This is a genomic window from Bartonella sp. CR84HXZ (assembly GCF_042194535.1).
GTDB lineage: Bacteria > Pseudomonadota > Alphaproteobacteria > Rhizobiales > Rhizobiaceae > Bartonella > Bartonella grahamii.
This window is the reverse complement of sequence record NZ_JBHIMY010000005.1, coordinates 44,336-58,317: the sequence shown is the minus strand read 5'-3', so window position 1 is coordinate 58,317 and position 13,982 is coordinate 44,336. Positions and strand designations below refer to the sequence as shown.

The 13,982-nt window shown below is 37.9% G+C and carries 10 protein-coding genes and 1 other RNA gene; all 11 read right to left on the bottom strand.

All coding sequences use genetic code 11. From position 1 onward, the window contains the following. Positions 1-108: 108 nt before the first annotated feature. A complete protein-coding gene (murD, locus tag ACFIKD_RS03580) occupies positions 109-1,503 on the bottom strand; it encodes a UDP-N-acetylmuramoyl-L-alanine--D-glutamate ligase (protein WP_375647235.1) in 1,395 nt (464 codons plus the stop codon). A gap of 4 nt (positions 1,504-1,507) precedes the next feature. Then, positions 1,508-2,578: a phospho-N-acetylmuramoyl-pentapeptide-transferase gene (mraY, locus tag ACFIKD_RS03575; protein WP_015856644.1), complete on the bottom strand. Its 1,071-nt coding sequence runs from the start codon at positions 2,576-2,578 to the stop codon at positions 1,508-1,510. 21 nt (positions 2,579-2,599) lie between these two features. Next, positions 2,600-4,021 carry a UDP-N-acetylmuramoyl-tripeptide--D-alanyl-D-alanine ligase gene (murF, locus tag ACFIKD_RS03570; protein ID WP_375647234.1) on the bottom strand — a complete coding sequence of 474 codons (1,422 nt, stop codon included), beginning with the start codon at positions 4,019-4,021 and terminating at the stop codon, positions 2,600-2,602. Beyond that, positions 4,018-5,469 carry a UDP-N-acetylmuramoyl-L-alanyl-D-glutamate--2,6-diaminopimelate ligase gene (locus ACFIKD_RS03565; protein WP_375647232.1) on the bottom strand — a complete coding sequence of 484 codons (1,452 nt, stop codon included), beginning with the start codon at positions 5,467-5,469 and terminating at the stop codon, positions 4,018-4,020. Before ACFIKD_RS03565 ends, murF begins: the two co-directional genes overlap by 4 nt. Before the next feature lie 22 nt (positions 5,470-5,491). Further along, positions 5,492-7,234, bottom strand: coding sequence for a peptidoglycan D,D-transpeptidase FtsI family protein (locus tag ACFIKD_RS03560; protein WP_375647231.1), 1,743 nt, complete (start codon positions 7,232-7,234; stop codon positions 5,492-5,494). Continuing rightward, on the bottom strand, positions 7,234-7,638 hold the full coding sequence (locus tag ACFIKD_RS03555) for a hypothetical protein (RefSeq protein WP_015856648.1): 405 nt from the start codon (positions 7,636-7,638) through the stop codon (positions 7,234-7,236). The genes ACFIKD_RS03560 and ACFIKD_RS03555 overlap by 1 nt, the downstream gene beginning before the upstream one ends. Next, positions 7,635-8,633 carry a 16S rRNA (cytosine(1402)-N(4))-methyltransferase RsmH gene (gene rsmH, locus ACFIKD_RS03550; protein ID WP_375644790.1) on the bottom strand — a complete coding sequence of 333 codons (999 nt, stop codon included), beginning with the start codon at positions 8,631-8,633 and terminating at the stop codon, positions 7,635-7,637. The genes ACFIKD_RS03555 and rsmH overlap by 4 nt, the downstream gene beginning before the upstream one ends. A 262-nt stretch (positions 8,634-8,895) precedes the next feature. Next, an RNA gene (rnpB, locus tag ACFIKD_RS03545) (RNase P RNA component class A) lies at positions 8,896-9,286 on the bottom strand. Between the two features lie 83 nt (positions 9,287-9,369). After that, on the bottom strand, positions 9,370-9,879 hold the full coding sequence (locus ACFIKD_RS03540; protein ID WP_375647230.1) for a lytic transglycosylase domain-containing protein: 510 nt from the start codon (positions 9,877-9,879) through the stop codon (positions 9,370-9,372). 1,288 nt (positions 9,880-11,167) lie between these two features. Continuing rightward, on the bottom strand, positions 11,168-11,545 hold the full coding sequence (locus ACFIKD_RS03535) for a hypothetical protein (RefSeq protein ID WP_375644792.1): 378 nt from the start codon (positions 11,543-11,545) through the stop codon (positions 11,168-11,170). A gap of 1,574 nt (positions 11,546-13,119) precedes the next feature. Further along, entirely contained in the window at positions 13,120-13,380 is a 261-nt protein-coding gene (locus ACFIKD_RS03530; RefSeq protein WP_375640432.1) for a hypothetical protein, read from the bottom strand. Between the last annotated feature and the right edge of the window lie 602 nt (positions 13,381-13,982).

Below are 13,982 nucleotides of genomic sequence, written 5' to 3'. Positions count from 1 at the left end.
AGTGATATGGTTCCCCAGCCTATTTAACAAACACTTTAAAAACTAAATTACACAAAAAAAGATTCTGGAGTCTTAACGCAAAATATTTTTTTATAACTGATGATTTTTTTATTGTAACTGCATCACAAAAGAGACAAATTCTTCGCCTCGCATTTCATAATTTTTAAATTGGTCATAACTTGCACAAGCAGGTGACAAAAGAACCGTCACCTCTTTTTCCTTACAACCCATTGCATCAACAGCTGCTTCACGCACCGCATTTTTCAAAGTTAAGCTCATAGAAAAGGGAAAAGCAGATCCAATAGTGCGAGCAAATTCTTCCGCCGCGCTCCCAATCAAATAGGCTTTACGAATTTTAGGAAAAAATTTTCTAAGAGACTCTATTCCTCCCTTTTTTGCCTGTCCCCCAACAATCCAAAAAATATCATTAAAGGTGGAAAGCGCAGGAGCTGTTGCATCTGCATTAGTCGCCTTGCTGTCATTGATAAACAAAACCGCCCCCATTTTACGCACCTGCTGCATACGATGATCCAGCCCTTTATAACTTGCTAAATGCTTGTTCATAGAAGGATCGGTTATTTTTAAAGCCTGCAACGTTGCTAATGCCATAAGGGCATTTTGCGCATTATGACGTCCGCGCAAAGCAGTCATAGACGTCAGATCTGCAAGCATATGACGCTGTCCTTGATAAACAGCAAAGAGCTTAGTCCCATCTGCATAAAAACCATTTTCAACAAAATGATCCTTGGAAATTGCCCCAATTTTCTTCCCTTCATGAAGCAACTGTTGATATAAAACCCTACAAGCTGCATCATCAACTGAAATAAAAGCCTGTGAAGCCTGAGCAATCAGATGCCTTTTGGTTTGCACATAACAGGCAAAACTCCCATGTCGATCAATATGATCAGGTGTTAAATTCAATAAAAGTCCAATGGTCGGCTGAAGAGAGGGAGTAAGATCAATTTGAAATGATGAACATTCAATCACATAGATACGTTTTTTAACAAATGGCTTAAGCGTCAATATTGCCTTTCCGATATTCCCCCCCACCTGCACATCATAACCCATTTTTTCCAACAAATGCGCAAGTAAAGCCGTTGTGGTTGACTTTCCATTCGTCCCCGTAATCGCAATGAAAGGAACATCTTGGTCACAAAAACCATAATGCTGTAAAAAATGCTGGCGCGCACGAACAAATAATTCAATATCACCGATAATTTCTATATTTTTTTTTCGTGCTTTTTCAACAACCCAATGGGGTTGAGGATAATTTAAAGGAACTCCAGGAGCTACAATCAATGCAACAAATTCTGACCAATCTTCATAACGGAGATCTCGCGTTGGAATATTGTGCCGGAAAGCCATCTGCACGCTTGAAGGACTATCATCCCACGCCACCACTTCTGCACCGCCACGCATCAATGCTTGTGCCGTTGCTAGTCCAGACTTTCCTAATCCAAATAAAGCAACTTTTTGTCCTTTATAACACGCAACAGAAATCAAAATCTCACCGCAATTTAAGTGTTGAAAGACCAATAAGAGCAAGAACAATTGAAATAATCCAAAAGCGTATCACGACTTGGCTTTCAGTCCAGCCTTTTTTCTCAAAATGATGATGTATCGGTGCCATAAGAAACACTCGTTTTCTTGTTAATTTGAAATAACCAACCTGAATAACGACCGAAAAAGCTTCCACAACAAAAAGCCCACCAATAAGAGCCAAAACAATTTCGTGCTTCGTAGCGACTGCAACAGTCCCCAATAATCCTCCAAGAGCCAACGAACCAGTATCTCCCATAAAAATAGCTGCAGGTGGTGCATTAAACCATAAAAAACCAAGCCCTGCCCCAACAACAGCTCCCAGTAAAACAGCCAATTCACCTGCTCCCGATACATAATGGATTTGGAGATAATCAGCAAAATTCATATTACCAGAAAGATAAGCAATCAGAGCAAAAGATAAGGCTGCAACCATCACAGGAACAATAGCAAGGCCATCAAGTCCATCCGTCAAATTAACCGCATTACCCGTCGCGACAATAACAAAAGCAGAAAAAGGAATAAAAAACCAGCCCAAATTGATAAGATAATCTTTCAAAAAAGGCAAAGCGAATCCAGATGAGCCAATTTGTAGGATGACAAAAGCAGCAATTGCGGCAACACAAAACTCCAAACTTAACCGTGCTTTCCCAGAAAATCCTTTGTCTGTTTGTTTTGTGACCTTAAGATAATCGTCATAAAATCCAATTGCCCCAAAAGAAAGCATAACCAATAGCGATACCCAAAAATAAATATTCGATAAATTACACCACAAAAATGCCGATACCACAATGCCGGTTAAAATCATCAATCCACCCATTGTAGGTGTTCCAGCCTTTTTAAAATGTGTTTGAGGACCATCCGCACGAATCGGTTGCCCCTTACCCTGCCGCAATTTAAGAGAAGCAATGATGCTAGGTCCAAACAAAAAGACGATGAGCCCCGAAGTAAGCATAGCCGCTATCGTGCGAAAAGTAATATAACGAAATACATTCACACCTGGAAGCCAATCACTAAACGAAGAAAAAAACAGCATCATGGTACAAAAAACCTCTTAAAATTATGAAGAAACCGCTTTATAGCGGTCAAGCAATGCAGTCACAATATTTGATGAACAAAGGCTATTGGATGATTTAACCATAAGCAGATCCCCAGAAGAAATTTCTGCTAAAAGGAGAGATAAAATTTTCTCAATATTTTCAGCATAATGAACCTTAACACCAGCAGACAAATCACTAACTAAAGATTTCATCGCCTCACCAAATAGAAAAACCGGATTAGCACCGGAAAGACGTATTGGCTTTATTAAATCACGATGAAGCTTTTCACTATACTCCCCTAACTCTAGCATATCTCCTAAAATAGCAATTCGCCGCCCCTCTTCCCCGACTGGTCCTGTAGCAAGAAGCTCAAGCGCAGCACGCATAGAAGCAGGATTTGCATTATAGCTTTCATCAATGAGATAAAATTCACCCCCATTTGATAAAGACAGTCGATAACGAACACCTCGCCCCTTTTGAGAAGAAAAATGGCGAAAAGAAAGAAGAACAGGCTCTAACTCAACTCCCATAGCATCACAAGCAGCAATAACCCCTAAACTATTTTGCACAATATGGCGTCCGGGAGCACCAATTTGAACCTCCCTATCCCGCTCCCTAATACGTACAATCATAGAAGAACGATCAGTTAGAAGACGTATATCTCGCGCTTGATAATCAGCATTTTTGCTCTCACCAAAGCTTAAGATATTCTTTACACCGCATTTCTTTGCTTTTTGAACGAGATAAGAAAAAAAATCACTATCCGCATTTAAAATGGCAATGCCTTTCTCATCTAATCCTTCAAAAATTTCAGCTTTTGCCTTTGCTATTTCTTCAAGATTTTTGAAAAAACCCATATGTCCTGCACAAATATGCGTAATGAGAGCAACATGCGGACAAACCAGTTTGACCAGAGGGCGAATTTCATCTCTATGATTCATGCCAATTTCAAAGATACCATAATCACTCTCTATAGGCATCCGCGCTAAAGTGAGTGGAACCCCCCAGCAATTGTTTAAAGAAGCAAGATTCGCATGAACGTTCCCAGTCGTTGCAAGTGCTTGTTTCAAAGCTTCTTTTGTCGTTGTTTTTCCCACCGATCCTGTTATCGCAATAATCTTAGCTCTTGAACGTTTGCGTGCAGCTTGTGCAAGTTTTTCTAGGGCTTGCAAAACATCAGGAACAACAATAAGTGGAGCAGATATTTTTTTCATATCCCTCAAACGGTGTTCCGCAACGATAAGAACGCCTGCACCTCGTTCATAAGCTTGCGCAGCAAAATCATGACCATCAAGATGATGCCCCTTAATGCAGAAAAAAATATCACCTTCCGCAAGAGTACGGCTATCAATGGAAACCCCAGAAAAAGTTTCTGGCATGCTTCCCATTACAACACCATTAATTGCAGCAACAAGTGCTTTCTTATCCCATAAAGCTGTCATTTCTTTCGGTTCTCTAGAGCTTCTATCGCTTTCAGACGATCTGAAAAAGGATAAGTTGTCTGCCCTATAATTTGGCCATCCTCATGACCTTTTCCAGCAATGATTAATGTATCACCAGCTTTCAAAAGCTCCACCGCGTAAGAAATAGCCTCATCACGATCTGCTATCTCTATTGCTGTTGGCACTGCCTGTAAAATATCCTTGCGTATTTTTTCTGGCATTTCTGTGCGAGGATTATCATCCGTTACAATAACAATATCCGCTTTATCCGCCGCAATTTTTCCCATCAAAGGTCTTTTTCCTTGATCACGATCTCCTCCACAACCAAAAACAACGATCAAACGCCCTTGTGTAAAGGGACGAACAGAAAGCAAAACCTGCTCCAAAGCTTCTGGTTTATGGGCATAATCAATATAAACAGGCGCATTATTTTCTGTCTTTCCGACAAATTCTAACCGCCCAGGTGCCCCCTGCAAAGTTTCAAGCGCAGAAAAAACCTTACGAGGTGAAACACCCGTTGCAATTGCTAACCCCGCTGCCATAAGCGCATTGGCTACCTGAAAATCTCCAGCCAAAGGCAAATCAAATGTATAAATATTATTTTCCACACGACACTCAATACACTGTTTTGAGCGTTGATGTTCAACACGATTAATCGTGATAAATTTCCCCTTACGGCCAATTGTCAAGACACGGCGGCGCGCTTGTGTAACAACATCAATAACCTTTTGTGAATAGACATCATCAGCAAAAATCAAAGCAGGAGCAGATACAGGCAAAAGTGTATCAAACAACCTCATTTTAGCTCGCAAATAATCCTCTACCCCCGTGTGATAATCCATGTGATCTCGCCCTAAATTGGTAAAGGCACCAGCCGTTAAACGAACTCCATCAAGTCGTCCTTGATCAAGCCCATGTGAAGAAGCTTCAAGAGCTGCATGAGTCACACCTTCATGAGAAATTTCACAAAGAAGACGGTGCAAGGCAACCGGATCAGGTGTTGTGAGAGAACCATAAACATTCCGTTTAGGAGAAACAACACCAACCGTTCCTATACTCGCAGCACAAAATCCAACATGAGTCCAAATTTGCCGAATAAAAGAGACAACAGATGTTTTACCACTTGTACCAGTCACAGCAACGACCGTTTCAGGCTGAGAACCGTAAAAACGTGCAGCTGCCAACGCTAAACTATGACGAACATTAGAAACACGTAAAATGGGAACAGGTAAATCCTCAAGAACAGCATAACAATCTGTAACAATTGCTCGTGCGCCACGCTTTATCGCATCATCTATATAGTGTCTTCCATCACTTTTTTTTCCTTGAACAACGACAAAAACATAGCCTGGCAAGACTTGTCGAGAATCTGCACTGATTCCTGTTATTTCCATTGAAGAAAGATTCTGATCTTCAAGACATTCTGTAAAAACTGTTCCAAACAACATAACGATACACCTTTTATTCATTTTACCGTTGTTTAACGAAACTTGAATTGCTCTTTTTAGTTAAAAGAGGCTCATATTCTTTTTTAAAATCGGGTTTTACACCAAGAAAACTAGCTGTGCGACGAACAATATTAGCAAGCATTGGTCCAGCATTCATCCCCGCTGTTGCTGAACGCTGTCCTTCTGCAGGCTTTGGTTCATCAATAATTGTTAAAACAACGTAAACAGGATCATCAATAGGAAAAGCAGCAAGAAAACTATTGAAATTTTTTGTTTTAGAATATTTTCCATTTTCAACTTTTTCAGCTGTTCCTGTCTTACCACCAACCCGATAACCTTCCACTTTTGCATTACGTCCAGAACCAATATCACTATTTAATTTATAAAGGTAACGCATATTTTGACTTGTTTTAGCCTGCAAAACCCGTTTTGCATGGTGCAAAGTTTGTCCTTTTGTACGTTTTAAAAATGTCGGAGCAATTAACCGACCACCATTCATTAAAGCAGCAGCCCCGACAGCTGTTTGCAAGGGTGTTGTTGCCATACCATGCCCAAAAGAAATCGTCATAGAATGGATATCCTTCCAATGATGTGGCACAATAGGATGGGCAACTTCAGGCAACTCTGTTGTGAGACGATCCAGTAACCCAAGTTTTTGCAAAAAACCACGATGTTTATCAATCCCTATCGCCAATGCCTCTTTAGCAGAACCAATATTGGAGGAATAAATAAAAACCTCCCATAACGTTAAGGGACGATTTTTTCCGTGAAAATCATGAATAGTATACCCACTACTTGCTTTTATTGGCTTTGAAGCATCAATAATACTGTTTAAATGAAAAATATCGGAATCAAGAGCCATGGCGGTCGTAAAACTTTTAATGATTGATCCCATTTCAAAAGCTCCTGCCGTTATCCTATTGAGACGATCACTTTTTAAAGCTTCAATAGGATTTCCAGGATCAAAATCTGGTAGTGATGCCAAAGCCAAAACTTCCCCTGTATGTATATTTAAAATAACAGCTCCTGCAGCAATTGCCCTATAACGTTTCATAGCCTGAATAAGTTCATCATGAACAATTGCCTGAACACGCACATCAATCGAAAGCTGAACTTGTTTTAATGATTCTTCCATGGCAAGACCAGCGGCACGCAAAGCACTCAACCCCGCATCATCAATATATTTTTCCATACCTGCAATGCCCTGATTATCAACATTCACCATACCGAGAATATGGGAAGTTACAGGTCCATCAGGATAAAAACGACGAATTTCAGTCCGAAAACCAATTCCTGGTATACCAAGAGCCATAATTTGCGTCTTCTGCATTGGTGTTAACCCACGTTGTATCCAAGAAAAACCAGATTTTCTTTTTAAACGCTTATAGGTTTCCTGCCAATTAAGATCAGGCAAAACTGTTGAGAGCAATTCAATTGTTTCATCCACATCAATAATACGTCGTGGCTCAGCAAAAAGTGAATACGTTTTAATATCTGTTGCCAATAAACGACCATTACGATCAACAATATCAGGCCGTGCCATCAATTGAAGAACTCCTGGCCCCTTTGCTTCTTCAATCTGTCCACCTTCCAACCCATAAGAAATAAGGCAAGCCCCCATGATGCCATATAAAATTAAAAAGCAGAACAACGAAAAAAGCAAACGTGGACGACTAGAATAGGGACGACGAACAGAAACATTATGATTATTCAACGAATTCTTTAAGCGCTTTTTCTTCTGTGAGAATAAAAAAGTCGATTTCATTACTGCGCGCCTTTTTGGACAACACCATTTATCTGAGAAGCCCGATTATTTGTCAAAATATCCTGATTATCTTCCAAGATATTTTGTTTAATCACTTCTTCAATTTGATCATGTATCCGTACCGGAATATCTTTAAACGCCACGATTTGACGCGGCTGTATAACCTCTAACTCAAGTTCTTTTTGATAACGTTTTGCAAGTTTTTGCATGCGTGAAGGCCTTATCATCACAGCCCACTCAGCACGAAGCAAACTTACCGTATTTTTTGCTGCAGCAATTTCATGCTCAAGATGACGAACTTCGTTCATTCGTTTTTGAACATCATATTTTACTTTATAAGTAAGACCTGCCATACAAATCATAATCATCACTAAGATCATATCAAATGTACGAAAAACTGTCATTTCTTGCCGCCTTCAAAACTGGCAATCTCTGCTAAACCAAATGATTTCATATCTGCTGCAAGAGCCTCTGCTTCAGTTCGTACACCAATACGCAACCGCGCAGAACGTGAACGAGGATTTTGCTGTAACTCCTCTTCACTTGCAGTTATCCCCCCTTTAAACAAAGGGAAAAATGTTGCTGGAGCCGTTTTTATTTCAGGAAGATAGCGTGATCTCATACACTCTCCAGAACGAAAAGAAAAAAATCTTTTGACCATACGATCTTCAAGAGAATGAAAACTGACAACACCCAAACGACCACCCGGTTTCAAAATGCGTTCAGCAGCAAATAAGCCACGTGCAAGTTCACCAATTTCATCATTAACATAAATGCGAAGAGCCTGAAATACACGTGTTGCAGGATGAATGCGATCTCCCGGCTTACGTCCTATCAACGCTTCGATAGCATACGCCAAATCACCTGTACGCAAAAAAGGCTGAACAACACGACGCTTTTCAATCATCCGTGCAATTCGCCCCGCATAACGCTCTTCTCCTAATATCTTAAAGATACGTGCCAAATCCCTTGCTTTTAAGTGATTTACAACATCGCCAGCAGTAAAACCAGTCTGAGCCATTCGCATATCTAATGGACCATCTTTTTGAAAAGAAAATCCCCTTTCAGCTTCATCAAGCTGCATTGAAGAGACACCAATATCCAAAATAACAGCGTCTACCTTCTCTTCAACAACGCGATCCAACTGTGAAAATTCCATTTGCACCAAACGAAGTCGTGGAAAAAATTCTTCAACAAGCGATTGTCCCGCACTAATAGCATGAGGATCACGATCAAGAGCGATCACCTCCGCCCCTGCCTTTAACAAAGCGCACGTGTAACCACCAGCACCAAAGGTGCCATCAATCACTTTTGCTCCAACCAATGGCATAAGCCCAGCCAAAACTGGCTGCAACAACACTGGAATATGGCGTTCAGCTCTTTGATCCTGCTTTATCAAAATAATCCGTCTTGAAGTTATGCTGTCTCAAATCAACAGCTCTCTCATAGCAACTGATTTTAGAGTAACCTAGCCTTCAACTTTCATATTAATCACAATGAACGAAAAAACTAAAGTTATCCCAAGACAGATCCTAACGCATTATACTTAAAGAAATGTTATAATTTTTTAAAATACTCTTTTCTCAAGTGTCCATTTCAAACACATAGACTCCATAAAAGATCATATAATCGATCTTATAAAATATCGCGTATCATCATGAAATATCAGTCGGCCTATAAGCCGGGTTCTGTAGAGTAAAGCTTACACTTTACATGGCAACCATTCATCTGGGACGGATGTTACCATCCGCCTCGTGCAACCTACCCGAATGACTCGCCCGGAAATCGGCTGCAAATTAAATTTTGCACGTCATTTCTATTTGGTCTTGCTCCCGGTGGGGTTTACCTTGCCACATTCATTACTGAATGCGCGGTGGGCTCTTACTCCACCCTTTCACCCTTACCTATAAAAATAGGCGGTTTACTTTCTGTGGCACTTTCCCTAGGGTCACCCCCGCCGGGTGTTACCCGGCACCGTCTTTCCATGGAGCCCGGACTTTCCTCACCTGCCGCATTTTAGCATTAGACAAGCGCGGCTGCCCAGCCGACTGACGCATTAATTTATAAAACATTTTCAGCTCCGTGAAAATAGCATCTTAAAATATTTTACAACAAACCTGTCTAAAAAGATGTTTTTATTTTAATGAAGCCAGATAAGTTTTCACTTTTGCGCAATATTTCGCCGAAATGGAATTCATTTTTTTTGCAGCATGACCTGCGTTATATTTAAGGATTGTACCACACGTACTTCCACCACTGAGTTTATACGCCCGTGCCAAATAACGCATACCATATTCAAGGTTGGTCGCAGGATCGTACAAATCCTGTACAGAACCACTAAAGCCCAACCCTCGTGCCGTAGAGGGTTTAATTTGCATCAAACCTATTTCGCCAGCAGCCCCCTTTATACCTGCCTTATAATTACTTTCAACTTTTACAACAGCATGTGCTAAATTAACGGGAACATTATATTTATTCGCAAGTTTCTGAATAAGAAACTCATAAGGACGATCAGGAATCTTAGAAGCAACAATTACTGAAGCTTCTCCTGATTCCGCAACATTCAAGACACTATGAGTCCAACTTATATCAAATACAAAAAATACAGCACACGCTGTACTTAACAAGATTTTCAAAAATTGCATTTTCTTTCTCTTCACTCAAACATTCTCAAATTCTAGCTGCAAATAATTTGCAAATGTATTGTACAAAAAAAGAAAGCAAAAGAACGGCTTGAAAAAGGAAAGAGTAAGACAATTTCAAGATAAAATTCTGCAACAAAAGAAAATCTCTTTATGCACAAATTATAGATTTCTCTATATCATAAAATAAAAAAAATAAAGAGAATATAATTAATCTTATAGCGTATTAAATAAAATGATATAACCTACAAATTTCTGCTATCACTATTGTATCACTCAATTTTTATATTAAAAAAATAGCATCTTTTTACCGAAGATCCTCAATATCAAAAAAATTTCACAAAAAATATAAACCGTTATCAACGCTTCTCTCTGGTTAATAAACACCCACAGCACTCTTTATGTCCGATAAAACCTCAACAAATCACAAAACAAATCCCTACCCCCATCATTGCGCAATAAAAAATTCATAAATATACTAAAACCATCATACTCTTTACCAATTCAAAATATTGCAACAGGCTTTTAGCTCTCAAGATTCCTCAAATAAGCTTTTTACTTCTTTTTTTTAAGAGCCTCTATTCACACAAGCCTCTCACTTGTAGTGCACAAGAAGCTGATTTTGATTTTTTCACCATGAATAAATTTAAAACGAGAGAATTTTACAATTCCTAAGATTCTCACTCAATATGAAAATGACAAATTCTCATTATAAAACAATATGCTAAAAAAGTTATATCCGTCTTTGTCCCTACAACAAAGCTTAACAATTACTTTTGTCTGTTTTTTGAAAATGTTAGAAAACTCAATACCCCCAAAGCCTTTTTAAATAAAAATAGACTTCTCATCTTCATTCAAATATTTTTTTCTTTGCCACAGACTATCATCTTATCAGCCTTGCACCCCATTTTCAGAAATCATACAAGTGAATAAATATCCTAAAATCCGTAGAACAAAGGAAGCCTAAATCCTTTAAAATTTTTTTATTTGCCCATATCAAATAAAAAACAACTGGCATATAAAATGCGATTAACGTGTTTTATTATAGTCAATACTGCTTTTGTCATTGTAGCGATTGATAATGCAATTAACTTGACCAACACCCTTGATAGACTTTCTATCACTCCTGTAATGATTGCACCATTATCCCTATACTTCGATTGCTTACCTTTTGAGTAAGATAAATTTTGCTAACTATCTTACAAATTGATTATCTCCTCGCACTTTTCAAAAATTCACAAAAAGCTCTTTCTCCTCAAAATAAAACCCAAAAGCGCGATTAAAAAAACAGCTAAAAATAAGCATTAGCAATGGAAGGACGAGAAATCGCTTTTGAAAGAGCCATAGCAACAGTTTCACCAGATTTGTGAGCCTGCTCACGACTCTGACCACTTTTAAAAGCAAGCGCAATGACATCACGACGCAGCTGCGCAATAAACAACTCTTGCTGTTGAGGACTCATCTTAGAAAGATGCTTGATAATATCTGGAAAAGATACAGACAATCTCTCTAACAACTCCTCCTCTGTTACATCAAGCTTCTGAGAAGAAAAAGAAGAGCGGCCGGAAAAAAACTGATAAACAGCACCGCTTCGAGAAGCAAAAAAGACAGCGCCAAAAATAAAAAACATAAATAAAATAAAAACAATACGATGCGAAAAAGATTCCATTATCTCTTACCTAAAGATCACAGAACACAAACATAGATTCCTTTTATGATTCCCCTTATAACATTCAACAATGTCTCAATAAAGAAAAATCAAATTATTGAAAATGAATACGCTAACACTATCCGCCCAATAAGAACCGCCCCTCTATGTTTTAGGTAGTATAGGCGAAACAATAACAGATCTTACACTTCCCCCTAATAACACGCTACAACACCCCCAAAAACAATTACAAAAAGCCTGACTGAGGAAATCCTCAGTCAGGCCAGACAATCTAGGGGATCCACGCGGGGGGGGGGAGGAGGTTCCCCGATCGTCCTCTCACATCAACCACTAAGATAGCCGATGCAATATTCTTGCTATGGAATAAAATTCTTTAAACAACAAGAAATTCTTATCATCTTCTACGCAAAAAAACATAAAAGAGTTATAAATTGTTTAAAAATGTTTAAATTTAGGCAAAAAAAGTTTAAAATGACCCAATTTGAAGCAATTTTATTTCAAGAAGCATCAATTAGAATCTACGATCATTATAACTTTTAAATAGTTTCTTTCATAACTCTGATGATCATAATTAAAAAAACGTAATTTCTACGTATCCACCCTATAAAAATCAAACCATGTAAAAGTAGAATCACTTTTCCAACAGCAATCACCACAAAAATAAAAATGTAGATTTTTAAAATCTTATCCATCTTCATAAAAAATTCTGTAAATGATCATTAAAATATCGTCGCATCTCTCATGTAACAATCAATGAAGAATTTAAACAGCTTAATTTTATGAAAAAATGAGAACTCTGAAGGTATTTGTTTCGAATCACGTCCTATAATCATTCCAAATAACGATAAACTATTTTACAATAACCAACAGGCTCTAACGCATTTTAACATAACAAACCGAGATCAATGCAGACAGTTTCTCTTAATCTCTATCATTTAAATGATCCCGTAAAATAATACACACAGTAGTTTCTATGCTCAAAAATTGTTATAGTCTGTTCTTCTACCATAAATAATGCATTGATTTACAATCATAACTCATCATTTTACAACTTACATGAGAGATCTCAAGAACGTAAGATTCCCTTATTTTAAATCTTCGTCTATTGAATCAATGAATAGCCATACTATGGCACATCACAAACAAGAAAAAGCATATGGATAAAAAACATAAAACGATGATGCCCTATCAATTTTACGCTATACTAACGGGCTGCGTCATAAAATGAGCAGTAAGCATAAAAAGAAAAAATCACTTTTGGCAAGAAAAATGGACTTATTTAATAACCTTTTTAATAACCTTCATACTTCTCATGATAAAGAGATACGAAACTTTAGTGTAATATCACGCTTTTCTTTTCTACTTTCAGCCACGGACTATCCATAGATTATCGTCAATCTTATTTTTATGAATATAATAAAAAACACATAGACGAACGCCATATATGAAGCTTGTAAGAAGAAATAAACGTAAAGTCAGATACGCTATTATAACCATTGTTGTACAAAATGTTTTTAAAATTCAGAATATCACTCCAATCCATTACTAATTTATGAGTAATTTTATGGCGTCATCTACCAAGCTTTTACGTTTGCTATTACTTGTAAATCAACACCTGCTCCTAACATGGCAATATGCTTGAGATAAAGACTAGAGCAAATGAGAACCATGTAAACAGTCCCAGCTTTTATATGCCCAATTAGAGTAAAAATATTTACGTCTGTTTGAGTAATCTTAAAAAAGCCATCATTTATTTTGAACGAAACATAAAAGCCCAAAGATAAAAACCTATTGCCATCTTTACCATCCCTTTCATTTGCCTTTACGACTTTCAAACACGCTCATAACGCTGTGTTTTAAATAATGAAAATCATGCATTGTCTTACCCTTTTACCCCTTCGTCTTTTTAGAGCATCTTTTTGCACCCCTCACTAAAAATTCCAAGGTACTTCTTATCTAAGCACCTGTTTTAAAGAGACATCGTAAGATCTATTGGGTACCACCATTTTTGACATTTATGAAGGTATGAGCCATCACTATATTGTATTGTGCGCTGTTACATCATATCGCCGCCGCTCTCATATTTAGAAATATGTATTTCCTTTTACAAACGGTATTATTTAGATAAATATCTTCTCTTGTAACAAACAAACAGACTCTTTTGGATTCTGAAACAGGAAATTTGAAATGAAAAAATATTCCTATATTCGAGCCTCTCATTGAAGTCTAAAAAATCAATATATTGGCTAATAAAACAAATATGATATCAAGACACCTTAAATAACGATCCTCATAGGCTTATCTCTATAGAAGGTGCTTTCATTACACTGTACACAGCCACCAAGCCCCTGTAAAACACCAATACTCTCATATAAAAACATAATACACATGTAAAAAACAATAGATTATCAATGATTGAATAAAGGTTTATCTCTAC